Raw genomic sequence first — 24,185 nt, 5'->3', positions numbered from 1 at the left:
ATAAGCAGGAAGCGGGTCCGGGACATGGCCGGCACATTACAGGCGCGTGTGGATTCGCAGCAAGCGTTCACCTTGCCCCACTTGCCCCATTGCAGGATTCTTTCTAGCAGGAGGCGACAGGAGACAGTCCGCCATAGATCGGACCAGCAGGGGGAAACAATGTTTCGCAATTTAGCAGCCTTCGCGGCACTCGCCGCCATGCCCACCATCGCGCATGCGCAGGAGACGGTCGAAGTGGTCGAGAATTCGGGTGATACCGCCTGGATCCTCGTATCTGCGGCGCTTGTCCTGCTGATGACGCTGCCGGGTCTCGGCCTGTTTTATGGCGGCCTCGTCAGGGCCAAGAACTTCCTGTCGGTGTTCCTGCAGGTCGGCGCGATTGCTGCGGTCGCATCGGTGCTGTGGGTCGTTGTCGGCTACACGCTGGCGTTCGGCGACAGCTCGCTCGGCGGGTGGCTCGGCGGCGGGCAGCACTGGATGCTGGAGAACCTGGACGCGGTCTATGACGGGCTGGCGATCCCTGAAAGCACCTTTGCCCTGTTCCAGATGACCTTTGCCGCGATCACCCCTGCCCTGATGGTCGGCGCATGGGTGGAACGTGCGCGCTTCTCGTGGGTGGTGCTGTTCTGCGCGATCTGGGGTCTCGTCGTCTATGCCCCCGTCGCCCACTGGATCTGGGGCGGTGGCTGGCTGGCGGAGCGCGGCGCGCTCGATTTCGCCGGCGGCATGGTCGTTCACACCACCGCAGGCGTCTCCGCCGTGGTCATCGCCATGCTGCTGGGCAAGCGCCAGGGCTTCCCGGGCAGCGCGCTGCTGCCGCATGCGCCGGGCATCACCATGCTCGGTTCGGTCCTGCTGTGGGTGGGCTGGTTCGGCTTCAACGGCGGCTCTGCCCTTTCGGCTACGGCTGACGCGTCCAACGCCATCCTCAACACGCATGTCGCTGCTTCGGTGGCGGCGATGGTGTGGATCCTGATCGAGCGGATCAGCTTCGGCAAGCCGACCACGGTGGGCTTTGCCACCGGCGCGATTGCCGGCCTCGCCACGATCACCCCGGCGGCGGGCTTCGTCTCGCCCGGTGCTTCGATCGTGATCGGCGCTGCCGGTTCGATCGTCTGCTATTACGCGATCCAGCTGGTGAAGATGAAGCTTCACATCGACGATTCTCTCGACGTTTTCGCAGTGCACGGCGTGGGCGGCATGCTCGGCTCGATCCTGCTGGGCGTGTTCATGTCCGAAGGGCTTGGCGGCGCTGGCTATGCCGAGGGCATGGCCATGGGCTCGATGGTCGGCGTGCAGGTACTGGGCGTGGTAGCAGTCGGCGCATTCTCCGCCATCCTCACCGTGTTGATCGCACTGGGCCTCAACCTGTTCGTGCCGATGCGCATTTCGGAAGATGACGAGGTGCAGGGTCTCGACATCACCAGCCACGGCGAGCGCGGTTGGGAATTCGACTGAGCCCGTCACGCCGAAATTGACGAAGTTGACATCGTGACGATCCCCTCGTCGCGGTGTTTCCTTCGCCTTTCCAGAGTGTTGCGGTGAAGATGCGAAGTTGACAACTTGGCGGATCATGAGCGGTTTCCACGTTATCAAAGAACGTGGATGGCGTGGACGATCACTGCTTCTGTAGGAAAGCCCTCAGCCTTTTGCTTCAGCCAGAAGCTGGATGATCCGCTTCACCGTCGGGGCGGAGGTCGCCATTTCCATATGGGTCGCGCTTACCTGCACCTGCCGGTCGCTTTCATCGGGCAGGCCGCGTGCGCTTTCGGGCGCGATCACACCGTCATTGGGTGACCAGACGGCAATGGTCTCCACCGGCGGCTTCTTGCGGATGTCCTCGGGGAACGGCGATTTTGTCACCGGATGGCCGTTCAACAGCTCGTAGAGGCGCCAGGCATGGTTCGCGTGCGGATCACCCGAGAAGGGGCTGCCCAAAGTCACCACCTTGGCGACATCGCCGCAGCAGCGATGGCCGATCAGTCGTGCATAGAGCCCGCCGAGGCTCCAGCCCACGAGCGTGACGGGCTTACCGGTCTCGGCGTGAATGTCGGCCACGGTCTTGCACAACATTTCCACCCGGCGCGGCGTGGCGCCAGTGTTGAAGACGAGGCCGGAAGGCCGCGCATCGAAACCCGATGCCGCAAGCGAGCGGCGCAGGAAGCTGGTGGCATTGTCACCAGACATCATGCCGGGGATCACCACCACGGGTTGGCCCTGCCCCGCCCCGGCAATGCGAATGGGCGGGCGCAAGGGGCTGAGCGCGATCTTGGGCAAGGTCAGCCCGTCGATCACGGCCTTGGAAAAGGGAGGCGGTGTGCCGCCGGTCATCGTGATCCGGTGACTGCCAAGCCGATCAGTCCCCTGTCAGGATCCTGTCCACCAGCTGCTTCACCGTGGGGGTGAAGTTGTTGGAATAGAAGGGGTCCTGCTTGAAGCGATAGGCCGCATGGCCGGCAAAGGCGAGATTCTGGTCCACGTCCCCGCCATGGGCAATGTCCTGCAGCGTTTTCTGGATGCAGAAGCTGCGCGGATCGGCGAGCCGGCCCGTGGTGTAATCGTCATGATCCTTCCACGAGGAAAAGCCGCAATGCGACAGGCAGCCCATGCAATCGGCCTGGTCCTGCCGGATCAGCGCGCGTTCCTCTGCCGAGACGAAGACGACCGTGTCATCGGGCGTTTTCAGCGCTTCGGTATGGCCCTGCGCGGCCCAACTGCGGGCGCGTTCCAGGTCCTTGGGCGTGACCCAGAAGTTCTTGCCCTTCACGCCGACGTCGAGCTGGACGGTATGCTCGCCTGCTTCGACCCGGCTGTAGGGAATCTGCCGCTCGCTGCGCGCCTCGAGGCTGCGCAGGAAAGGATTGCGCACGGCGGAGGAATAGAAGCCCGTCGGGCTGAACTTGTGCAGCAGCACATCGCCTTCATTCAGCGTGCGCAGCATGTCCTTCCACTGCTGCGGGATCGGGCTTTCATGCGTCAGTAGCGGGCGCGTGCCGAACTGGAAGGCGATCTGGCCGAGCTCGGGATTATCGATCCAGTCGTTCCATTCGCGCAGGTACCAGACGCCGCCCGCCATTACGATCGGCACATCGTCGGAAATGCCTTCCGCCCGCATCACGTCGCGCACGGCTTTCACTCGGGGGTACGGATCTTCGGGCTTTGTCGGGTCCTCGGCGTTGGACAGGCCATTGTGCCCGCCTGCCAGCCACGGATCCTCATACACGACCGCCGCCATCAGGTCGGCAACCTTGTGGTAGCTGCGCTTCCACAGTGCACGGAAGGCGCGGCCGGAGCTGATGATGGGCAGGTAGTTGACGTTGAAGCGTGCGGCGATCTCCGCCAGCTTGTAGGGCATGCCCGCGCCGCAGGTGACGCCGGTGACCATGCCCTTGGTCTTTTCCAGCACGCCTTCGAGGACCTGCTGCGCGCCGCCCATTTCCCACAGCACGTTGATGTTGATGGCGCCCTGCCCATTGGCGATGTCATAGGCGCGGCGCACCTGCTCCACCGCGCCGGCGATCGCATAATCGATCAGTTCCTGGTGCCGATCCTTGCGTGTGGCGCCGTGATAGAGCTGCGGGATCGGGTTGCCGTCCGCGTCATAGCTGTCTGCATTCACCGCACTGACGGTACCGATGCCGCCCGCGGCCGCCCATGCGCCCGAGCTGGCATGATTGGTCGCCGAAACGCCCTTGCCACCTTCGACCAGCGGCCAAACCTCGCGGCCACCATAATTGATCGGTTTCAGTCCCTTGAATTCCATCCAATACCCCAGCGGTGCGACCCTTTAGGTGGAGCCGTCCATTCTATCTTCGCCGGGCTGAACGCACGGCTCTATTTCATGTGGCTGTGGGCGGTCGCCCACAGCCTCGAATTGCGCGTAATATCCGGCAATCTCCGGTTTCAGGTCGAAATCGACCAGGCGAAACCCGACGCGCTCGAATTCGCAGAACAAGAGTTGCGGGTCAATGCCATGCTGGTCAGCCGGACGATCGACATCCACCACGATCACCTGCCCGCCGTCACGCAGCGACGGACGCATCCGCCACAGGAAGGCATAAGGCTCTGTGATCTCGTGATACATATGGACCATGAAGACGCGGTCGAAGCTGTTGTCCGGCAGGCGAGGATCGTCCTCCGCACCCAGCTTGATCGAGACGTTGTCCAGCCTCTCGCGCTCCACGCGATTGCCCAGGCGGCGAAGCGCCTCCTCATCGATATCCTGCGCGAGCACACGGCCGTTTTCGCCCACGCGAGTGGCAAGGCGCACCGTATAATAGCCCTCGCCCGCACCGAGATCGGCGACGGTCATGCCTTCGTTGATATTGGCCTTGTCCATCACCGTTTGCGCTTCGCGGCGGTCATCGCGAATCTGCTCGGTGGAGAAGGCGTTGCTGCCGGTAGCGGACACGGGGCGATAGGCGCGCGGGAAATCGCGACTGGTCAGCGGGCGATCCTGGTCCACCGGCTCGCACGCCGTCAGCAGCAGCGCTGTGGCTGACAGAGACAATGCGGAGCAGATGGCGTGCAGTCGTTTCATGATCCCGCTCGTCAGCGTATCGGCAAGTCGGACGAAAGCACAAGAGCGCGCTGGTTTTCGCCCGGCAGCGTGATGCTGCGCCTACTCGACGTCCTCTACCTCCACCGTTTCACCGGTCACGCGCTGGGCAAGGGCTGCAGCGATATAATCGTCGATCTTGCCGTCGAGCACGTCGTCGGGCGCGCTTGAAGTGACGCCGGTGCGCAGATCCTTCACCATCTGGTATGGCTGGAGGACATAGCTGCGGATCTGGTGGCCCCAGCCGATCTCGGTCTTTTCCTGGTACTCGCCTGCCGCTGCCGCCTCACGCTCGGCCATTTCGCGTTCGAACAGGCGCGCCTTCAGCATGTTCATCGCTGTGGCGCGGTTCTTGTGCTGGCTGCGGTCATTCTGGCTCGCCACCACGATGCCGGTGGGCAAGTGGGTGATACGGACTGCGGAATCGGTGGTGTTGACGTGCTGTCCACCCGAACCCGATGCGCGATAAGTGTCGATGCGCAGGTCGCCTTCGTTCACCTCGATCGAGATATCGTCGTCGATCACGGGATAGACCCAGACCGAGCTGAACGAGGTGTGGCGCCGCGCCGAGCTGTCATAGGGGCTGATGCGCACCAGGCGGTGGACGCCGCTCTCCGTCTTGGCATAGCCGTATGCGTTCTCGCCCTTGATCAGCAGCGTGGCGGACTTGATGCCCGCCTGCTCGCCGGCCTGGTATTCCACGGTCTCCACCTTGAAGCCGCGCTGTTCGGCCCAGCGGGCATACATGCGCAGCAGCATTTCGGCCCAGTCCTGGCTTTCCGTGCCGCCCGCGCCGGCGTGGATTTCGAGATAGGTGTCGTTGCCATCCGCCTCGCCCGAAAGCAGCGCCTGCACCTTGTCGGCATCGGCGCGCTCGGCGAGCTTGGCGAGGCTGGCGAGACCATCGGCGACAACCGCATCGTCGCCTTCCATCTCTCCCAGCTCGATGAACTCTACCGCATCGGCCATTTCGGCGGAGATTTCATTCACCGTGCCGATCGCGCTTTCCAGCTGCTTCTGCTCGCGGCTGATCGCCTGCGCTTCCTTGGGATTGTCCCACAGCGAAGGGTCCTGCACGCGCGCATCCAGCTCCTCCAGGCGGCGCAGCGCGCGGTCCCAGTCGAGCGATTTGCGCACCAGCGCCAGCGCGGCTTCGATGCGGTCAATATGGGCCTGCCCTTCGGCACGCATAGAAAGTCTCCAGCAAAGTCAGCCGCGCGGCCTAGCGCAGCGAGCGGACAAGCGAAAGGGGATTGAAGGGCTCATGCCCCGCGCAATAGGCGCCGATCAGCAAAACATCGGGTCAGTAAATGCCGCCCTGCTCTTCGACGAAGTTTTCCGGGCTGTTGGCATTGACCGGAACCGCATTGGCGGCCGCGTCCCGTCGGCGCAGCTGGGCGAGGATCATCTCGCGCATGGCGTCGATCTCGTCCTGCCGCTGGCTGCGGCGCGGTTCGGTATCGGGCTTGAAGGCCTCCCAGATCACATCGGCCATCGGATCGTCGGTGGGCCAGGCATCGAAGACGCGGTGGCCCGTGCGGCGGTCGACACGCACCATGCGCACCCCTGCCGGGGCGATGAAGGGCCTGCCGCTCCAGTGATCACGGGTGTTCTGGATGAACTGCTTCATGATCGGCACGGCTGTGTTACCGCCCTGAATATAGCCGCCGAGATCTCGGGGCTGGTCATAGCCGACATAGGTGCCAGCCACGATATCGGTCGAGCCGCCCACGAACCACGCATCGGTCGGGCCGCTATTGGTGCCGGTCTTGCCGAAGAGCGGGAAATCGAGGTCGCGCAGGCGCGTTGCCGTGCCGCGCTGTACGGTGCCGGTGAGCATGTTGACGATCTGGAAGGCTGTGCGCGCATCCATCACCTGCCGCCCCTTCGGCGCGAGGCGCGGCATGGGCGAGCCGTCCCACTCATCCATGTTGCAGCCGAGGCACTCGCGCTCGTCCGAACGCCAGATCACCTTGCCATCGCGATCCTGCACATAATCGATCAGGCTTGGCGGGTTCAGCCGCCCGTGATTGACCATGGCCGAATAGGCGTTGACCATGCGCATTACCGTGCTCTCGCCCGAGCCCAGCGAGAAAGCCGGATAGGGCTGGTAGAGACCTTCGCTCGGCTCGATATCCAGCGCGCGGAACATGCTGAGGACGTTTTCCATCCCCGTGTCCATCGCGATGTGCACGGTCATCAGGTTCTTGGACTGCTCGAGCCCGTAGCGCATCGGATGCTCGCCGCCGCCACGGCTACCGCCGAAATTGGTGAAGCACTTCTCGCCCAGATTGGCGCCCTGGTAATAGCAATACTGGCTGTCTGGAATCAGGGAGGACGGGGTCATCCCGTTGTCGAGCCCGGCAGCATAGACCAGCGGCTTCACCGTCGAACCGGGCTGCCGCTCGGCCTGCGTAGCGCGATTGAAGGAGCCGAGACGGCTGTCGAAACCACCCTGCATGGCCAGAACGCGGCCCGTATGCGGGTCCTGCGCGACGAAGCCGCCCGAGATGCCCGGTACGCTGCGCAGGCGCCAACCGCTGCCTTGCGGGGAGACGGCGATCACGTCGCCCACTTTCATTGCATTTGGTGCCTCGCTCAACGAACCATCTGCGCCATCGGCAAAACCGATGCTGGCGCTGCTGCCGGATGTCTGGGTGACAACCGCAATGCGCCAGTCCTGGTAGCTGATCGAGATGTTGGAGCCTGCAAGCTGCGATTTCAGGTCACCATTGTCCGGGTTGATCGCCGCAACGCGGCCGCTCCATCCGCGATTGCCGTGATAGCGCAGCAGCGCATCGCGCAAGGAATCTCGCGCTGCATCCTGCAATTCAGTGTCGAGCGAGGTGCGCACCCACAATCCGCCAGCATAGACCGAATTGCGACCGTCCTCGGCTTCCTCGCCGAATTGGGCGATCAGCTGGCGGCGCACTTCCTCGAGGAAATAGCCCGCATCGGCCGACCGGCTTTGCCGCTGGCCCTGCACGATGCCCAAAGGCAGCGCCTTGGCCGCATCGCGCTCGGCAGCACTGATGTGGCCATTATCCTCCATCTGGTCGAGCACGATGTTCCGGCGCACCATCGCCTCGTCGTAATTGCGCTGGCGGCTATAGGTTTCGGGCGCCTTGGGCAGGATGGCGAGATAGGCCATCTCGTGCAGCGCCAGCTCGTCCACATCCTTGTCGAAATAGGCGCGCGCGGCGGCCTGCACGCCGAAGCTGCGGCGGCCGAGCGGGATTTCGTTGAGGTAAAGCGTGATGATCTCTTCCTTGGAGAGCACGCTTTCGATGCGCGTCGCCAGAACCATCTCGCGCAATTTGCGGGTGACCGAATATTCGTCATCCAGAAGGATGTTCTTGGCCACCTGCTGGGTAATGGTGGAGCCGCCAACGGCACGTTCGTCCGAGCCGATCTTGCTGACATAGTCGATGACCGCGCCGATGAAGCCGCCGGCATCGATGCCGCCGTGGCTCCAGAAGGTCTTGTCCTCCGCGCTGGTATAGGCGTTCACCAGCTGGGTGGGCAGGTCCTTGAACTGCAATTCCACGCGGCGCTCGCGCTCGTAGCGGTGGACGATTTCGCCATCCGCGCCGCGTACCACGCTCGGCAGGTTGGGTTCGTAATCCAGCAGCGTTTCGGCATCGGGAAGATCGCGTGCAACCAGCGCCCAGCCCAGGATGAGCATGGCGAGCCCGGCTGCCAGCGCATAGCCGCCCCAGCGCACCCAGCGCTTATCGCGCCAGTGTTCGCGAAACGAAGCCAGATGCGGATTTTCACGCCAGAATTCGCGCACGCCCGCAAAGGCGCCTTCGGCCCCGCGGGTGATGCGATAGCGCAAGTCCTGCGCGCCAGAGTCTTCGGTAGCTGCCATGGTGATCCGCCCTTAGCATGGGGCTTCCGGCTTGCGCCAGAATGAATGCGACGGGCTGCGGTCAGCCGGCGCCGGGTGCGGCTGTTGTCTCGCCTTCGCCCTCCGGTACGACGTCGGTAGAGGACGCCGCATCGACACCGGCGCTTTGGAGCGAAACGTCCGCTTCGCGCGCCAGGTGAATGCGGATGGCCTGCGCCATGGCGCCGGCAAAGGCGCGTTGCCCCTCGACCGAGGCGAGGCGCTCGGCTTCGTCGGGATTGCTGATGAAACCAGCCTCGAACAGAACGGATGGGACGTCCGGTGCGCGCAGCACGGCAAGCGCTGCGGAACGTTCGGATTGGGGGTGGAAGGCCAGGGTGCCCTCCCCTTCGCGCACGATCAATTGGGAAAACTGGGCCGAGGCATCGGAGGTGCGGCGCTGCGACAGCTCTACCAGGATCGCGTTCACGCTCTCCGTCCCGCCCGACAATTCGATGCCGTTGACGATATCGGCTTCGTTCTCGCGCTGGGCGAAGCGGGCGGCCGCTTCGGAGGAAGCCTCCTCCGACAATGTGTAGATGCTCGCGCCGCTGACTTCGTCGCGCTCCCCGGCGGAATCGGCATGGATCGAGATGAACAGGTCGGCGCCCAGGGCACGGGCGATCTGTACGCGTTCGGCCAGGACCAGATATTTGTCCTCGTCGCGGGTCATCGCCACACGAATACCGCCATCGGCCAGCAACTGGTCGCGCAGGTTTCGCGCCAGGCCGAGGGTCAGCGTCTTTTCGCGAAAACCTGCACCGACCGCTCCCGGGTCATGACCGCCGTGACCGGCATCTATCACCACTAGCGGGCGGGTAGGATCGTCGGGACCCAGGACGGGAGGCAGCTCCACCGTCGTGCCCGGTTCGGGCAAGGCTATGCGGACGACATATTCTCGGCCCAGATGCGGCACGGGAACGGCCTTGCCAATAGCATAAAGGCCCGCAAAAAGCAGGACTGGCGCCAGGAAGAGCAGCGCAATCTGGATCCGAAACCAGACCAAGCCTGATCCCCTATTGCCTCGTTAGCCGCGTTTTCACCATGTTCATGGCAGCCAACCAAGGGAAATTTGCGAAAACGCGCAATAAGGTTGCCGAGGCTTTCCCCAAATGCTAGCCGAATACTTGGCCCGGGGAATAGTGCTCCGTGGCCGATCCGGGCCCGCCAATCCTGCGGTTCCGGCTTGATTTACAGGTTGATGCCGCGATGAGAAGCCAGAGCTACAAGGTCAGCCAGCAGTCTGTAGACTGCACCATGGCGACCCCCGCTCTCGCGCAGAACGAAATCCTGCGCCTTCGCTTCGCCGCAGACACATTCCGCAGCGCGAGCTCCCGGCCTACCGGCAGCCGCGCCCAATTATCTCTCCCGCAAGCGCCCGGCCACGGCCCCGCGCCCAGGGGAATTCACACATATCGGCATGCTCTGATGGCGCCTTGCGCCGCACGAGGATCACATGCCTGGAGAAATTTAAATGGCAACGCGCATGCTTATCGATGCGCGCCACCCGGAAGAAACGCGGGTGGCGGTGCTCAAGGGAAACCGGATTGAGGAATTCGATTTCGAATCTGCTGAACACAAGCAGATCAAGGGCAATATCTACCTCGCCAAGGTAACCAGGGTCGAACCGTCGCTTCAGGCGGCTTTCGTCGATTTCGGCGGCAATCGTCACGGTTTCCTCGCTTTCAGCGAAATCCATCCCGACTATTACCAGATCCCGGCCGAGGATCGTGCCCAGCTGCTGGCCGAGGAACAGGCTGCGGCCGAAGAGGAAGCGGCGCTTCGTGCCGCCGAGGACGAGGACGAAGAGGATCTCGATGTCGGCGATGACGGCGACGACGAGGACGAAGGACCCGGCGTCGAGGAAATCGACACCTCGGAAAAGGACGACGTCGCCACGATCGAGGACGGCCAGCTCGAAAATGGCGAGGATGAGGACGAGTCCGACGAGGACGAGGAATCCGAGGAAGAGGACGGTGAAGACGGCGAGTCCGAAGACGACGCCAAACCTGCCCGCTCGCGCCGTGGCCGAGGCCGCGCTCGCGGACGTCGCCAGGGTGGTGGCCGTCGCGGTGGCGGCAGCCGCGCCAAGGAAATCGACGATGTGCGCGCCAAGCGTCAGGCGCTGCGCCGCCGTTACAAGATCCAGGACGTCATCCAGCGCCGCCAGGTGCTGCTCGTCCAGGTCGTGAAGGAAGAGCGTGGCAATAAGGGCGCCGCCCTCACAACCTATCTTTCGCTCGCCGGCCGCTATTGCGTGCTGATGCCGAACTCCAGCCATGGCGGCGGCATTTCGCGCAAGATTTCAAACGGTTCCGACCGAAAGCGCCTGAAGCAGATCGTCAACGAGCTGAGCCTGCCCAAGAGCATGGGCCTGATCGTGCGCACCGCCGGGCTGCAGCGCAACAAGACCGAGATCAAGCGTGACTTCGACTACCTCGCCCGCCTGTGGGACGAGATTCGCGAAAACACGCTGAAGAGCAGCGCTCCGGCGCTGATCCATTCGGATTCGGACCTGATCAAGCGCGCCATCCGCGACATCTACAATCGCGAGATCGAAGAAGTCGTGGTCGAGGGCGAGGAAGGCTATCGCTCCGCCAAGGACTTCATGAAACTGCTCATGCCCAGCCATGCGCGGCGGGTGAAGGCCTATTCCGATCCCGTCCCGCTGTTCCAGCGCTATGGCGCGGAAGACCAGCTGTCGGCGATGTACGAGCCTGTCGTGCAGCTGAAGTCCGGCGGCTATCTGGTTATCAACCCGACCGAGGCGCTGGTCTCGATCGATATCAACTCGGGCCGTTCCACCAAGGAGCATGGCATCGAGCAGACGGCGCTGCACACGAACCTCGAAGCCGCCAAGGAAATCGCCCGCCAGCTGCGCTTGCGCGACATGGCCGGACTGGTCGTGATCGACTTCATCGACATGGAGCACAACTCCAACATCCGCAAAGTCGAGCGGTGCATGAAGGATTCGCTCAGGAACGACCGTGCGCGCATCCAGGTGGGCCGCATTTCCGGCTTCGGCCTGATGGAAATGAGCCGCCAGCGCCTGCGCACCGGCGTGCTGGAAGCGACCACCCGTTCCTGCCCGCATTGCGACGGTACGGGCCTGGTCCGTACAGCATCTTCCGCAGGCCTTTCGGCCCTGCGCTTCATCGAGGATGAGGCCGCCAAGGGTAAAGGCACGGTGATCACGCTCTACGCCTCGACCGAGGCGAGCGTGTACCTGCTCAATGCCAAGCGTTCGGACCTTGCGGAGATCGAAAGCCGCTATGGCGTGACCGTGCAGGTCGTGCCGGAGGGCGAGGATGAAGGCGCCAAGATGCGCGTAACCTCCTCCGGCCCGCGCCCGACCGAAGCGCCCAAGTTCGAACCGATCGTCGACGAGGATGAGGACGAGGCGGATGACGCTGTCGATACCTCCGACGATGAGGACAATGACGACGACGATGGCAATGACCGCAAGAAGCGCCGTCGCCGTCGCCGTGGCGGCCGGAACCGCAATCGCAACCGCGATCGCGAAGAATCTGACAATGATGACGAGGAAAGCTCCTCCGGCGGCGATGCCGATGCAGAGGCTTCCGAGGATTCGGAAGAAGAGCTGACCGAAAAGCCTCGCCGCCGCCGCCGTGGTGGCCGCGGCCGAGGCCGCAGACGTGATGAGGCTGCGGAAGGTAGCAAAGCCGAAGGCGAAGAAGCCGAGGCAAGCGAAGCCGACGCGGAGACCGTCAAAGAGGAAGCACCCGAAGCTCCGGCAGAAGCCGAAGCAGAGGAAAAACCCAAGCGCCGTACGCGTCGCAAGAAGGCTGCAGACACCGACGCTGCAACCGAGGAAGAGGCTGAAAAGCCCGCCGAGGAAGTCGAGGAAAAGCCCAAGCGCCGCACTCGCCGGAAGAAGGCGGACGAGCCTAAGGCCGACGAGCCTAAGACAGACGAAGCCAAGGCGGATGATGCAAAGCCGGAGGAAGCAGCCGAGGCCGATGCGGAAGTGGAGAAAAAGCCCGCCCGCAAGCCGCGGACCCGCCGCAAGAAGGCCGATGAGGTGAAGGAGGAGACTGCGGAGGAACCCGCCGCGGAAACGCCTGCTGCGGAACCGGCCAATGATGCCAACGGCGCGGAAGTTGCCGAGACTGGTGATGAGGCCATAGGCCCCGACGGGGAACCGCGCCGTGGCTGGTGGCAGCGCACTTTCGGCCAGTAAGCCGTAAGAGAGGCCAAGCGAAACAAGTCGGGCCGGAGCATCGCTGCTCCGGCCCGTTTTGTTTCCGCCTTAGATGACTTGCGGGATCAGGCGCCGACCTTGCGCGCCACGCCCCATTCGATCCACCCGGCCCATTTGGGTGCCTTTTCGAAATATTCCTGCCCGATCGGCTCAACCTCGAAGCCTGCGGGACGGATGGCCGCGCCGATCTCGCGCGTCAGGTGGCAATTGCCCATCAGCTTCTTCCACACCGGCTCGATCCGCCTTTGCCATTTCGCCGGCCCGGGATCGGGGGCCTTGCCATGTTCGAGATAGAGCAGCCGGCCGCCCGGTTTCAGGATGCGGCGCAATTCGGACAGCACCTTTGCCTGATCGTCGACCGAACAGAGCGTGTAGGTGCAGACAACTGTGTCAAATGACCCGTCCGGGAAAGGGATGGCTTCGCCTACGCCCTGGCGGATATCGGCCTCCCAGCCCTGCGCCTCCGCCCGCTTGCGCGAGGTATCGAGAAGGCTGGCATTGGGGTCGATCCCGGCGAACTGGGTGATCGCGTCCTTCTTGTAGAGCGCCTGATTGTACCCGCCGCCGCAGCCGATCTCAAACACCTTGCCTTGCGCCAGCGGTACTACGTGGGCGCGCAATTCGCTCACTTCGGGAGACGAACAGCCCGCGGCCACGATTTTGGGCAGGATTGTTTCATCGTACCAGTTGCGCAGACCCATGCGACCGCTCCTCCATTTGCCGGGGCAGATTACCGCAGTCGCAGCGATTGCAAACGGCTAATTTCTGCCTGCGTCGGACAGTCAGGGCGCGATTTCGGCTCCATCCCAGGCGATCAGCTTGCCGCTGTCATCGGGCCGAAGCTGGAGCAGCACTTGCAACAGGTTCATCGCCGCCTCGCGCCTGGGGGTGAGCTGACCTTCGGGGAGGTTGGACTGGAAAGGCTGCGAAAGTTGTGTGTCCACCGTGCCCGGATGCAGCGCCACCACGATGCTCTGCTCATGGGTGCGGGCCATTTCGATGGCGAAGTTCTTCACCAGCATGTTGAGCGCGGCCTTGCTGGCGCGGTAGCTGTGCCAGCCGCCCATGCGGTTGTCCGAGATCGAGCCGACCTTTGCTGAGATCGCAGCGAACACGAAGCGGTCCTGTCGCGGCATCAGCGGGAGGAGGTGCTTCGCGACCAGTGCCGGGCCAATGGCGTTCGCGGCAAAGGCCTCGGCCATGGCGGCCGGGTCCAGCGCCTTGTAACTGCGCTCCGGCCCGGTGCCGTCAGCCAATGTCAGTAGACCGGTGGCGACTATCACTAGCTCGGGCGGTTCGTCGGCCATCGATCGGGCGGCCGTCCGGATGCTGTCTTCATCCGAGAGGTCGAAGCGAAACGGGGTGATCAATTGGTGCCGCGGACATTCCCCGCTGCGCGATCCGGCCATAACCGCCACATTCCTGTCAGCCAAGGCACGGCACAGCGCGGCGCCGATCCCGCCGGTTGCGCCGAATACAGCCGCGCGGCGGGGCCAGTCAGCTGTGGTCATGGCGCTTTCCTATGGGCATGGCGACAATCTAAGGCGACTGGCGATGATGGAAACATGGCCTTTTCGCCATATCGGGCGCGGTCTTCTGGAAAGGCGCTTGGGTTGAAGCGGTATTTGGAACAGGACAGTGTTCCATGTGTTCCATGCCCTCTTGCCTAATGCCCGCTGTCCCCGGGCCGGACCAAGGTCTGCCTTGCCCTTGCGGCACGATTGGCTAGATAGGGCGCAGATCAAGGAAAGTGGGCAATTATGGCGACCTTCACGCTCCCGAAGAACAGCAAGATCAACGGCAAGGGCCACCTCTACAAGGCGGAAGGCGCCACGCGGGTGAAGACCTTCCGCATCTATCGCTGGGACCCGGACAGCGGAGAGAACCCGCGCTATGACACGTTCGAGATCGATATGGACGATTGCGGCCCGATGGTCCTCGACGCGATCATCAAGATCAAGAACGAGATCGATCCGACGCTGACCTTCCGCCGCTCCTGCCGCGAAGGCATCTGCGGCTCCTGCGCGATGAACCTCAACGGCAAGAACGGCCTCGCCTGCACCACCGCGATCGAGGACCTGAAGGGCGATATCCAGATCACCCCGCTGCCGCATATGGAAGTGGTGAAGGACCTGGTGCCCGATTTCACGCACTTCTACGCCCAATATGCCAGCATCCGCCCGTGGCTGCAGACGGTCTCCACCACGCCCTCGGGCAAGGAGCGGCTGCAATCGCCCGAACAGCGCGAGAAGCTGGACGGGCTCTATGAGTGCATCCTGTGCGCCTGTTGCTCGACCTCCTGCCCAAGCTATTGGTGGAATTCGGACAAGTTCCTTGGCCCGGCGATCCTGCTGCAGGCCTATCGCTGGCTGGCCGATAGCCGCGACGAGATGACGGGTGAGCGGCTTGACGAGTTGGAGGATCCCTTCCGCCTCTATCGCTGCCACACGATCATGAACTGCGCCAATGTTTGCCCCAAGGGCCTCAGCCCGGCGCGTGCGATCGCCGAAATCAAGAAGATGCAGGCGGAACGCCAGATCTGACCGGAGTTCTTGCCAGATACGAGGAATTGCTGGAATCGGGCGAGCTTCGCCCCGATCCGCAGCAGCGCGCAGCTGCCGGGCGTCTGGGTGAGCTGCAGGCAACGCTGGAGGCCTCCCGGCAGGCTGATGATCCGGGCCTCATCGACCGGCTGTTAAGGCGCAAGCCCAGGGCGGAAACCGGCATCTACATGTGGGGCGGCGTGGGCCGCGGCAAGTCCATGCTGATGGACCTGTTCTTCGATTGCCTCGACATCCGCCGCAAGCGCCGCGCGCATTTCCACGCCTTCATGCTTGAGGTCCACGCACGCATCCGCGAGGAGCGTAAGAAGGAGGCGGGCGATCCCATCGCCCCCGTCGCGGCCGCCCTTGCCGAGGATGTGCGCTGCCTCGCTTTCGACGAGATGGTGGTCAACAACTCCACCGATGCGATGATCATGTCACGCCTGTTCCGCGCGCTGATCGTCGATCATGGCGTGACGGTGGTGACCACCAGCAACCGCCCTCCCCGCGATCTGTACAAGGACGGGCTGAACCGCGAGCACTTCCTGCCTTTCATCGACTTGATCGAGCGGAGGCTGGACGTGATCGAACTCAATGGCCCCACCGATTACCGGCTCGACCGCATCGGCGGGATGGCCAGCTGGCATGCGCCAATCGGGGATGAGGCTACGGCACAGCTGCGCGAGCTGTTCTTCCGCCTCACCGACTTCGCCCCGGAGGATGCCGAACACGTCCCCTCCGCCGAACTGGACCTCGGCGGCGGGCGGACGCTGTTCGTACCCAAGAGTCTCAAGGGCGTCGCCGTGTTCAGCTTCAAGCGGCTGTGCAAGGAGGCGCGCGGTGCCTCCGACTATCTGGCCATCGCGCGCGAATACCATACCGTCATCATCGTCGGGATCCCGCAGATGGATCGCGAGATGCGCAATGAGGCGGCGCGCTTCGTCACGCTGATCGATGCGCTGTATGAGAACCGGGTGAAGCTCTTCGCTTCGGCTGCGGTGGAGCCTGAGCAGCTCTACCCGTCAGGCGATGGCGCTTTCGAATTCGAGCGCACGGTCAGTCGGCTCAAGGAAATGCAAAGCGACGCATACATGGCGCTCGGCCATGGCGAGGCGGGCTAGGTCGCGATCCCCAGCCGCGACAGCGACTTGTCGAGCATGATCAGCTGCCACAGCAGCCGCGAATGGTCGCTCCGTCCGGAGATATGCGCCTCGGCAATACGTGAGAGTTGTGCGCGATCGAACCACCCCGTGCGGGCTAGCGCGCTGCTGGCGGCAATGGCGCGGGTCTGGCCTTGCAGCGGCCCACGCAGCCACTCGGCAATCGGCGTCACGAAACCCTGCTTCGAGCGGTAGAGAATGTCGGCGGGCAGGTACCGCTCCATCGCCTTCTTCAGAAGCCATTTGCCCTGCTTCCCCTTCACCCGCAGACCTTCGGGCAAGCTGGCGGCGAACTCGACCAAGCGGTGGTCTAACAGGGGTTCACGCGCCTCAAGGCTCACCGACATGCTGGTTCGATCGACCTTGGTCAGGATGTCTCCGGGTAGCCAGAACTTGAGGTCGGCATACTGCGCGGCATCGAGACCAGACCGCGCCGGAGCGTCTCGCATTACCTTTTCCAGCGCGTGCTCAGCGCGGTAATCACCGATCTGCCGACGGAAGTCTTCGCCATAGAGCGACGCGCGAATTGCAGGCGGTACGGTGCCGAGTGCCAACGCATAGGCTTGCGGGCCAGTACCGGCCAGCGCCTGCAAGGTCGACTTCGCGCGCAGCGGTCGCGGTGCCCAGTCCGCCTTAGGCCATGCTTGCGCGAGCGGTCCAATCACCTTTTCCCGCAGCTGAGCGGGTAGCAGCCGCCGCGCGCGCTCCTCATGATGATGGAAGACCTGGCGGCGATATCCCGCCATCGCCTCGTCCGCGCCGTCTCCCGACAGCGCAACCGTCACATTCTCGCGCGCCAGCTGGCATACGCGCCAAGTCGGCAAGGCGGAGGCATCAGCAAAGGGTTCGTCGAACATGGCCGCGATATCGTCGATTGCATCGAACTGGTCGGAGCCGACCTCCCGGCTGACATGATCGGTGCCGAACAATTGCGCCACCTTCGCGGCATGCGACGTCTCGTCCACAGCCGCCACGTCGAATCCGATCGAACAGGTGCGCACCGGATCGCGGCTTGCCTCCGCCATCATCGCCACCACGCTGGAGCTGTCGACGCCGCCCGACAGGAATGCGCCGAGCGGAACATCAGAGACCATCCGCGAAGTTACTGCCTCACGCAGGTGGTGGAGCAATTCCGCCTCCAGGTCGCGCGGCTTGCCCTTGCGCCTCTCGGCAAAGGAGATGTCCCAATATTGCTGCGGATCGGCAGGCGCGGCATCATGCTTCAGCAGGCGGAAATGGCCCGCGGGCAGCTTCTCGACGCCGCGCAGGATGCTGCTATGATCGGGGACATAGCCCCAGGTCATGTAATCCTCGATCGCCCTGGGATCGACCTCACGCCGCAGCAGCGGATGGGCGAGCAAGCCTTTCAATTCACTGGCGAAGGCCATGCTGCCATCGCTCAGCATCGCCATAAAGAGCGGCTTCACCCCAAATCGGTCGCGGGCGAGGAACAGTGTGCGGTCCTTGCGGTCATAGATCGCGAAGGCAAACATGCCGTGGAGGCGCGAGAGGCAATCCGTTCCCCAGCGCTGATAGGCGGCTAGGATCACCTCGGTATCGCCATCGGTGCGGAACTCGGCGCCCAGCCCTTCCAGTTCGCGGCGCAGGGCGCGGAAATTGTAGATCTCGCCATTGAAGCTGATCACGTGCCGCTCATCGGCGGAATGCATCGGCTGCGGCGATCCGGCGATATCGATGATCGAGAGGCGGCGGTGCCCGAGGCCGACGCCCGGCGCGGTCCATACGCCCGATCCATCGGGTCCGCGATGGGCGAGTGCGTCGCACATCCGCTCCACACGCGCCGGGTCCACCGGCTTGATGGTTCCGCAATGGAAAATCCCGGCGATCCCGCACATGCGCGTGGGCTTAGGGCTTTTGCGCGATGCGGTCCATCCATTCGCCGGTGGGCGCGGTGGAAGCGATGAATTCCCGGATCGCCTGCTCCGCCGGGACCGCCCCGCCCTCACGCGCGGAGAGGATCAGCAGCATGGTCGGCTCGGCATCGAAGGTCAGCCGGTCGCGGATATTGGAGAGCTTGAGGCGCGCTACGCTGCCGGTTGCAAGACTGCGATGGCGATAGAGCGTCAGCGTCACGCGCTGCTCCGGGCCGGGGGCTTGCAGGCGCTGCGAAAAGCCCGCGTCGAAGTCCGGCCCCGGCGAATGCCAGCGCCAGTCGCTGCCCGGCATCAGCGCGCCCTCACCGAAACCGCCCGCCTCGCGGCCTTCTTCCTGCGCGGAATAGAGCGCGTAGAACATCTCCACCTGCGCGCCGTCGGCATTGGTGTAGGAACCGATCAGCCGGTGATCCGCCCCGCCTGCGCGCGGTTCCCACCACAGTCCCTCGGTGAAAGGCGCGCGCTGCCATCCGGGAATTTCGGGCAGCGCGATTTGTTGCGGCAGCTCCGCCTCGACACTGCGGGCCTGTACCGACCAGCCAATGGCGACGAGGCACAGCGCTGCAACACCGACCAGCGCCCTCCCCGGTGCAATCGCCATGCGCTCCAGAGCCTCGGGCCAACGGGCAGCGGCAATGGCCTCGGCATCGATAAAGGCCCCGTCGCGCGGTCGGTCGAAGAAGCGCCAGCTCAAGGCTAGCAGCAGGCCCATGACCAGCGCGAAGAAGATCCAGCCATAGAAGATGTGGTCGAAGCCGGCGGCGAATTCGATACCCTGAGACTGCGCGATATAGATCGTGCCCCATGCCCGCACGCCATTGGCAAGGATCGGCAGCGCCATGGCAGCAAGCATGAACAACGCGCGGCGCTTCCAGCTGACAAAGCAGACATGCGCGGCGAGCGTACCCAGTGCGATCATGGCGATGAGGAACTTCACGCCCGAACAAGCCTCCGCCACTTCGAACAGGCCGGCGGGCGTATCGATGAACACGCCCTCGATCACCGCAGGCACGCCGCTCCATTGCGTTAGCGCGATGGTGAGGTCGGCGGTGACCATCTGCAGGGTCGGGACCAGCTCGTCGCCGAAGGGGATGAGGAAGAAGCCATAGGCGAACGGGAATGCCAGCGCCCAGCTGACGCGCGGGCCGAGCATCGTCAGTACCAGCGATTGCAGCATGGCAACGACCGCGAGGTGCGTTGCCAGCGCAATACCGGCGATATCGCCCAGCAGCCAAAGGAACAGCGCTCCGGCAAGGGCAACAAGTCCCGGCCACCATGCCTTCGGCGTGAGCTTGGCCAACTCGCCGCTGCGCTGGGCGACCAGCCATGCAATGATAACCGGTACGAAGAGGATGTGATTGTAGCTGGAGCTGTCCCAGAACTGCATCGCCATGTCGGCAAAGACCGGGGCGAATAGGAGCAGGACGGCGGCGCAGGCGAGCGCCAGGTGGAGCAGGGGCTTGCGCCATTGTGCGGGCAGTTTTTCCGTCAGCGCGGCTTTGGACGGCATGGCGAGATCAAGCGGCATTGCGCGATCCCTCCGTCCCCTTCCCGTCGCAGCCCATCAGTCCGGGGAGCTCGGCCAGCATGGCGGGCCACCCTTGTTGCGACTCGACAAATTCGCGGGCGGCGGTTCCGATGGCCCTCGCGCGCTCCGGTCTTTCGAGAAGGGTGATCGTGCGCACTGCGAACTGCCGGTTGTCTCCCGCAACGACAATCTGTTTGCCGTCCTCCGCCGCGATGCCGGTCGCGGCTTGCGGGCTGGCGACAACGGGCTTCGCCATTGCCATCGCCTGCAGCACCTTGTTCTGCACTCCGCGCGCAAGGGTGAGTGGGGCGACGGCCACGTCGGCTGCACGCAGCCAGGGCCGGATATCGGGCACTGCGCCGTGCACATGGCACCCCGATTGCAGAGCCAGTGCGAGCACGGCGGGCGTGGGCGCGCGGCCGACGATGTGGAATTGCGCCTGCGGATATCGCAACTGGATCAGCGGCATGATTTCGCGCGCCATGCGGGTCACAGCGGTGATATTGGGCGGGTAGTCCATCTGCCCGGTGAAGAGCAGGTGCGGCCCCTTCCCCTTCATCTCGGGCGTCGGATCCACGGAATCGGGTGCGAAACGCACGGTATCGATGCCATTGCCCATGGCGCGGATGTTCCGGGCATCGGGTGCGCGGGAGGCGAAGAGTTCTGCTTCCGGCTCGCTCACCAGAAGCGTGTGGTCGGCGCGTGCGGCAAGCCTTGCCTCCTCGCGCGACAGCAGGCGGGCTTCGCGGCGAAAGAGCCAGCGCCGGTACGGCATAGGATCGCGTGCATATTCCTCGAACTTCGCGGAATCGACATCGACCAGGTCGACGACCAGGCGGCCTTTCCAGCTGGCGGGCACGAATTGTCCCATCTGGCCGGAGAAAACGTAGATCGCGCCGATGCGGCCGCCGGAAAGCATCCTGTCGACCCAGCGCGAAAGCTCGTTGCTGCGATAGGCGGAAAGGCTGACTGGCTCCCCGCGAAGAAGGGCTTCGATGCCAGCCATGGGCAGCGGCTTGGATTTTCGGACAACACAGCTGCTCTGCGCCACCTTGTCGAGCTCAGCACCATAGGCTGCGTCCTCCTCACTATCGGCGAAGCAGCCGACGTGGACGGGAGCCAGTTGCGCCAGAGCCTGCAGTACATGGCACGAACGGATACGGTCCCCGCGATCGGGCGGGAATGGCAGGCGATGTGCCAGGAAGAGGATGTCCGAGCCCGGCATCCGCCCTAGCCCAGCCCGCGCGCGATGATGGGGCCGAGGCAATTGGCGATCCCCAGCGGCAGGTGCTGCCATGCGGCGATGCGCGCGGCGTGCCGATCGCTGTTCGGATCGGCGTCGCGCTTCGCCGCTCCCGGCGCGGTCCAGCTGGCATAGGTGAGCGGCTGTGGCTCGAACCCCCAGTTCCTTTTGAAGCTGAAGGCACCGCTGCCCGTCTTGCTGCGCCCGAAATCGAAGTGGGTGCAACCGCGAATGCGCGCATGGTTCATCAGCGCGAAGTACATCACGTCATTGGCGCGAAGGTGCCGTGCTGCAAGCGTGCCTCCGCCCCAATAGGGCATCACCGCGCCATCATGGTGGAGCGAGAGCACGCTCGCCACCGGGCGGCCTTCGTGGCTCACAGTCAAGATATCGGCATCCAGACCGTCGAGCACCGCATCGAATAACGCGCGCGGGAAGACAGGCGTACCGAGATTGCGGACGCTTTCGGCGTAGATGGCATAGTGCGCTTCGCGGTCGGCTTCGGACGTGCCGATGCTGACGCGTAGCCCGTTCTGCAGGCCCTTGCGAACCTCGGCGCGCTGCTTGCGCGGGATGGCGAGCAATTGCGCCTGCTCATCCTCGGCCAGTTCGCAGACGAACCCGCAATGGCTGTCCGTACGCTCGTCCCATCCCTCAGGCGCGAGGCCGCCGCGCAGTTCGATGGTCGTACAGTTACGCCGCACGGCCAGTTCCTCCGCCGCGCGGCACAGCTCCAGCGAACACATGGGGTCCGCCGCCAGCGCCCCGCCGCCCACGGCAAAACCGCTCGATGCGAGCATGCGGCCGAAAATCGCAGAATGGACTTCGGTGAGCGGCAGCCATCCGGCGATCTCTCCGCCACGCTCGGCAACAAGGCCCAGCGCGCGATTGCCCGTGCCTTCCTCCACCGCATGGAGCCATGCGGGGCGATGGAAGATCGAGCCGCCCTGACCGAAGACAAAGGCCTCTATCCGCGCGACCTCTTCTGCTTGCGAGAGGTCCGCCACACGCATGCGGGCCGGGAGGGCAAAGGGCGCATTCACGCGGCCTCGGCTTCCACCCGGTTGCGTTCGCGATGGGCGATCACGTCCATCCGGCCCCATGCGAATTCATGGATCAGCTGGCGGAGCTTGGGGGCCATCTTGTCTAGATTGGTGTAATGCCGCAGGCGCGACTTGATCGGCGCACCAGCCACGCGTGGCTGACCGGGATCGATTTCCCACGGATGGAAATAGAACACCGCCGGTCGCCCCTCGCGGCGGTTCACCTGCCGGATCGCCCATCGCGAGAAGCCATAGGGGAGCACGCGGAAGAAGCCGCCGCCGCCTGCCGCAAGGCGCTTGCCGCCGAACATGGCGGTGGTCACCGGAATCTCCATCAGGTCCGCCCAGGGCAAGGGCTGGAAGGCGAAGCGCGGTGCCTCGGGCCAGCCATAATGGTCATGCGCGACCGGCGCGACGCTGGAGGAATAGGTATAGCCCTGCTCCACCAACTCCATGAATGCCCACGGTGTGCGTTGGTCGATGGAAAAGCTGGGCGCGCGATAGCCGGTGACCCGCGTACCGCTGGCATCCTCGATCTCGGTGCGCGCCTTGCGGATATCCTCGGCGAATTCGGTGCGGGTCATCGTATGGACGCGGCGATGGTCCCAGCCATGGCTGGCGATCTCGTGCCCGCGCTCGGCCACTTCGCGCAGCAGCGTCCCGTGCCGTTTGGCGACCCAGCCCAGCGTGAAGAAGGTGGCGCTGGCCTCGGCCTCGTCGAACAGATCGAGAATTTCGCGAACATTGCGATCGACGCGGTCATCCAGCCCGGCCCAGTCGCCGCGCTCGATCACATCCTCGAACGCGCCCACCTGGAACCAGTCCTCGACATCGACCGACAGGCCGTTGACGATGCGCTGGTCCCTATCCTGGTCCGGCTTGGTCTGCAGCTCGATGGCATCCACCACGGTACGATTATTCCTCAGTCGCGGGGCGTCAGGCCGCCTTGGTCTCGTCCATTTCGCCCTCGATCCACTCGATCAGCATGGTCAGGGTCTGGCGGATCGTGCGCTCCTGCTCGAAGCTCTTCGCTTCAAGGCGGGCGATCTGTTCCTGCATGGCCTGGAGCTCCGGGCGGACGGCAGCGGCAATCGCCTCGTCCTGATGGTTCGAGAGTTCCACCACGGCCTGCTGCAATTCCGCGATCTGCGCATCGCGCGCGGCCAGCATCTTCTCGACCTCTTCCATTGAGAAGCCGGGCACCATGGGCGCCGCAGGTGCGACTTCGGGAGCTGCGGCCGCTGCCACGGCTTCGGGCGCTTTCTCCGAAGTATCCGGCAGGGCCTTCTCGTCCTCCATTTCGGCCAGGACGGCCTTCAGCATCGCGTCATCGATGCGCGAGCGTTGCTCCACCGCGCCCAGCAGCAGCAGGCGGTTGGCGATCTGGTTGACGCGGCGCGGAATGCCGCCCGATGCCTCGAACATCCCGGCAAACACGCGCTGGTCGAAGGACGGGTTCCCCTTCCAGCCCACGCGTTGGAGGCGGTGAGTGATGTAAGGCTCGATCTCGCCTTGCTGCATCGGTTCGAGGTGATGCGCTGCGATCACTCGCTGGCGCAGCTGTTCGAGGTTTGGATCGCTCTGCAGGGTGATGCGGAATTCAGGCTGGCCCAGCAGCATGGTCTGCAAGAGCGGGTGGCTGCCGAGCTGGAAGTTGGAGAGCATGCGCAGCTCCTCCAGCGCCTTCACCGAAAGGTTCTGCGATTCGTCCACCACCAGCAGGCAGCGGCGGCCTTCGCGGGCCTCTTCATGCAGCAGGCTCTCGATCGCGCCCAGCGCGCTCGCCTTGTCATGCCCCTCGATGTCGAGGCCGAAGGCCTGCGCCACCACATGGACGATCTCTTCCTCGTCCAGCTTGCTGGTGACGACCTGCGCCACTGTCACCTGCGACGGATCGATGCTGGCGACCATATGGGCGACCAGCGTGGACTTGCCGGCGCCCACCTCGCCGGTGATGACGATGAAGCCCTCACCCTGCGCCAGGCCGTATCCGAGATAGGAAAGCGCCTTGCGGTGGGTGATCGAACGGAAGTAGAATTCCGGATCGGGCGTCAGCTGGAAAGGCTTGCCGGTGAGGCCGTAGAAGTTCTCGAACATGGGTCTG

At 64.2% G+C, this 24,185-nt stretch carries 18 protein-coding genes; 4 read left to right on the top strand and 14 right to left on the bottom strand.

The annotated features are described in order from the left end of the window. Nucleotides 1–159 precede the first annotated feature (159 nt). Nucleotides 160–1,458 carry an ammonium transporter gene (locus E5222_RS06645; protein ID WP_136692997.1) on the top strand — a complete coding sequence of 433 codons (1,299 nt, stop codon included), beginning with the start codon at nucleotides 160–162 and terminating at the stop codon, nucleotides 1,456–1,458. 183 nt (nucleotides 1,459–1,641) lie between these two features. On the opposite strand, the gene E5222_RS06640 is transcribed toward E5222_RS06645, so the two are convergent. The 6 genes from E5222_RS06640 to E5222_RS06615 form a co-directional block, all read right to left on the bottom strand. After that, the gene (locus E5222_RS06640; RefSeq protein WP_136692996.1) at nucleotides 1,642–2,331 is read right to left on the bottom strand and encodes an esterase/lipase family protein; all 690 of its coding nucleotides are present in this window, start codon (nucleotides 2,329–2,331) and stop codon (nucleotides 1,642–1,644) included. Between the two features lie 25 nt (nucleotides 2,332–2,356). Continuing rightward, nucleotides 2,357–3,763: an NAD(P)H-dependent flavin oxidoreductase gene (locus E5222_RS06635; RefSeq protein WP_136692995.1), complete on the bottom strand. Its 1,407-nt coding sequence runs from the start codon at nucleotides 3,761–3,763 to the stop codon at nucleotides 2,357–2,359. 24 nt (nucleotides 3,764–3,787) lie between these two features. Further along, nucleotides 3,788–4,540, bottom strand: coding sequence for a class I SAM-dependent methyltransferase (locus E5222_RS06630; RefSeq protein ID WP_136692994.1), 753 nt, complete (start codon nucleotides 4,538–4,540; stop codon nucleotides 3,788–3,790). An 81-nt stretch (nucleotides 4,541–4,621) separates the two neighbouring features. Further along, a complete protein-coding gene (gene prfB, locus E5222_RS06625; RefSeq protein WP_136692993.1) occupies nucleotides 4,622–5,749 on the bottom strand; it encodes a peptide chain release factor 2 in 1,128 nt (375 codons plus the stop codon). Between the two features lie 112 nt (nucleotides 5,750–5,861). Beyond that, nucleotides 5,862–8,429, bottom strand: coding sequence for a penicillin-binding protein 1A (locus E5222_RS06620; protein WP_136692992.1), 2,568 nt, complete (start codon nucleotides 8,427–8,429; stop codon nucleotides 5,862–5,864). A 61-nt stretch (nucleotides 8,430–8,490) separates the two neighbouring features. Continuing rightward, entirely contained in the window at nucleotides 8,491–9,453 is a 963-nt protein-coding gene (locus E5222_RS06615; RefSeq protein WP_136692991.1) for an N-acetylmuramoyl-L-alanine amidase family protein, read from the bottom strand. A gap of 468 nt (nucleotides 9,454–9,921) precedes the next feature. On the opposite strand from E5222_RS06615, the gene E5222_RS06610 reads away from it, so the two are divergent. Further along, nucleotides 9,922–12,648 (top strand): Rne/Rng family ribonuclease, encoded by a 2,727-nt coding sequence (locus E5222_RS06610; RefSeq protein WP_136692990.1) that lies wholly within the window; start codon nucleotides 9,922–9,924, stop codon nucleotides 12,646–12,648. Between the two features lie 86 nt (nucleotides 12,649–12,734). Here E5222_RS06610 and E5222_RS06605 read toward each other — a convergent pair whose 3' ends face one another. Beyond that, nucleotides 12,735–13,370 carry a class I SAM-dependent methyltransferase gene (locus E5222_RS06605; RefSeq protein ID WP_136692989.1) on the bottom strand — a complete coding sequence of 212 codons (636 nt, stop codon included), beginning with the start codon at nucleotides 13,368–13,370 and terminating at the stop codon, nucleotides 12,735–12,737. Nucleotides 13,371–13,451: 81 nt separating this feature from the next. After that, nucleotides 13,452–14,180, bottom strand: a complete 729-nt coding sequence (locus E5222_RS06600; RefSeq protein ID WP_136692988.1) for an SDR family NAD(P)-dependent oxidoreductase — start codon at nucleotides 14,178–14,180, stop codon at nucleotides 13,452–13,454. Between the two features lie 249 nt (nucleotides 14,181–14,429). Here E5222_RS06600 and E5222_RS06595 point away from each other — a divergent pair, with 249 nt between their 5' ends. Next, nucleotides 14,430–15,212: a succinate dehydrogenase iron-sulfur subunit gene (locus E5222_RS06595; protein ID WP_136692987.1), complete on the top strand. Its 783-nt coding sequence runs from the start codon at nucleotides 14,430–14,432 to the stop codon at nucleotides 15,210–15,212. Further along, entirely contained in the window at nucleotides 15,209–16,333 is a 1,125-nt protein-coding gene (gene zapE, locus E5222_RS06590) for a cell division protein ZapE (protein ID WP_136693769.1), read from the top strand. Before E5222_RS06595 ends, zapE begins: the two co-directional genes overlap by 4 nt. Here zapE and E5222_RS06585 read toward each other — a convergent pair. From E5222_RS06585 to E5222_RS06560, 6 genes are read right to left on the bottom strand one after another with little or no spacing between them, the layout of a single operon-like run. Then, complete coding sequence (locus tag E5222_RS06585) at nucleotides 16,330–18,228, bottom strand: XrtA/PEP-CTERM system amidotransferase (RefSeq protein WP_136692986.1); 1,899 nt, start codon at nucleotides 18,226–18,228, stop codon at nucleotides 16,330–16,332. The two genes, zapE and E5222_RS06585, sit on opposite strands and share 4 nt — an antisense overlap. A gap of 10 nt (nucleotides 18,229–18,238) precedes the next feature. Beyond that, complete coding sequence (xrtA, locus tag E5222_RS06580; protein ID WP_136692985.1) at nucleotides 18,239–19,795, bottom strand: exosortase A; 1,557 nt, start codon at nucleotides 19,793–19,795, stop codon at nucleotides 18,239–18,241. Continuing rightward, nucleotides 19,785–21,020 carry a TIGR03087 family PEP-CTERM/XrtA system glycosyltransferase gene (locus tag E5222_RS06575; RefSeq protein WP_136692984.1) on the bottom strand — a complete coding sequence of 412 codons (1,236 nt, stop codon included), beginning with the start codon at nucleotides 21,018–21,020 and terminating at the stop codon, nucleotides 19,785–19,787. The genes xrtA and E5222_RS06575 overlap by 11 nt, the downstream gene beginning before the upstream one ends. A 5-nt stretch (nucleotides 21,021–21,025) precedes the next feature. Next, nucleotides 21,026–22,081 carry a FemAB family XrtA/PEP-CTERM system-associated protein gene (locus tag E5222_RS06570; protein WP_136692983.1) on the bottom strand — a complete coding sequence of 352 codons (1,056 nt, stop codon included), beginning with the start codon at nucleotides 22,079–22,081 and terminating at the stop codon, nucleotides 21,026–21,028. Further along, the gene (locus tag E5222_RS06565; protein ID WP_425456250.1) at nucleotides 22,078–22,986 is read right to left on the bottom strand and encodes an XrtA system polysaccharide deacetylase; all 909 of its coding nucleotides are present in this window, start codon (nucleotides 22,984–22,986) and stop codon (nucleotides 22,078–22,080) included. The genes E5222_RS06570 and E5222_RS06565 overlap by 4 nt, the downstream gene beginning before the upstream one ends. 31 nt (nucleotides 22,987–23,017) lie before the next feature. Then, on the bottom strand, nucleotides 23,018–24,178 hold the full coding sequence (locus tag E5222_RS06560; RefSeq protein ID WP_136692982.1) for an XrtA/PEP-CTERM system-associated ATPase: 1,161 nt from the start codon (nucleotides 24,176–24,178) through the stop codon (nucleotides 23,018–23,020). Nucleotides 24,179–24,185: the final 7 nt, after the last annotated feature.

The sequence above is a fragment of the Alteraurantiacibacter aquimixticola genome, from assembly GCF_004965515.1.
In the GTDB taxonomy this organism is placed as follows: domain Bacteria; phylum Pseudomonadota; class Alphaproteobacteria; order Sphingomonadales; family Sphingomonadaceae; genus Alteraurantiacibacter; species Alteraurantiacibacter aquimixticola.
This window is presented reverse-complemented; position numbering and strand designations above follow the sequence as displayed.

What these genes read in the sequence shown, in the direction of transcription:
- E5222_RS06560 (WP_136692982.1), bottom strand. Translation starts at nt 24,178, where the DNA reads ATGTTCGAGAACTTCTACGGCCTCACCGGCAAGCCTTTCCAGCTGACG.
- E5222_RS06575 (WP_136692984.1), bottom strand. Translation starts at nt 21,020, where the DNA reads ATGCCGGGCTCGGACATCCTCTTCCTGGCACATCGCCTGCCATTCCCG.
- E5222_RS06640 (WP_136692996.1), bottom strand. Translation starts at nt 2,331, where the DNA reads ATGACCGGCGGCACACCGCCTCCCTTTTCCAAGGCCGTGATCGACGGG.
- E5222_RS06610 (WP_136692990.1), top strand. Translation starts at nt 9,922, where the DNA reads ATGGCAACGCGCATGCTTATCGATGCGCGCCACCCGGAAGAAACGCGG.
- E5222_RS06620 (WP_136692992.1), bottom strand. Translation starts at nt 8,429, where the DNA reads ATGGCAGCTACCGAAGACTCTGGCGCGCAGGACTTGCGCTATCGCATC.
- xrtA (WP_136692985.1), bottom strand. Translation starts at nt 19,795, where the DNA reads ATGCCGCTTGATCTCGCCATGCCGTCCAAAGCCGCGCTGACGGAAAAA.
- E5222_RS06595 (WP_136692987.1), top strand. Translation starts at nt 14,430, where the DNA reads ATGGCGACCTTCACGCTCCCGAAGAACAGCAAGATCAACGGCAAGGGC.
- E5222_RS06645 (WP_136692997.1), top strand. Translation starts at nt 160, where the DNA reads ATGTTTCGCAATTTAGCAGCCTTCGCGGCACTCGCCGCCATGCCCACC.
- E5222_RS06605 (WP_136692989.1), bottom strand. Translation starts at nt 13,370, where the DNA reads ATGGGTCTGCGCAACTGGTACGATGAAACAATCCTGCCCAAAATCGTG.
- E5222_RS06600 (WP_136692988.1), bottom strand. Translation starts at nt 14,180, where the DNA reads ATGACCACAGCTGACTGGCCCCGCCGCGCGGCTGTATTCGGCGCAACC.
- E5222_RS06630 (WP_136692994.1), bottom strand. Translation starts at nt 4,540, where the DNA reads ATGAAACGACTGCACGCCATCTGCTCCGCATTGTCTCTGTCAGCCACA.
- prfB (WP_136692993.1), bottom strand. Translation starts at nt 5,749, where the DNA reads ATGCGTGCCGAAGGGCAGGCCCATATTGACCGCATCGAAGCCGCGCTG.
- E5222_RS06585 (WP_136692986.1), bottom strand. Translation starts at nt 18,228, where the DNA reads ATGTGCGGGATCGCCGGGATTTTCCATTGCGGAACCATCAAGCCGGTG.
- E5222_RS06635 (WP_136692995.1), bottom strand. Translation starts at nt 3,763, where the DNA reads ATGGAATTCAAGGGACTGAAACCGATCAATTATGGTGGCCGCGAGGTT.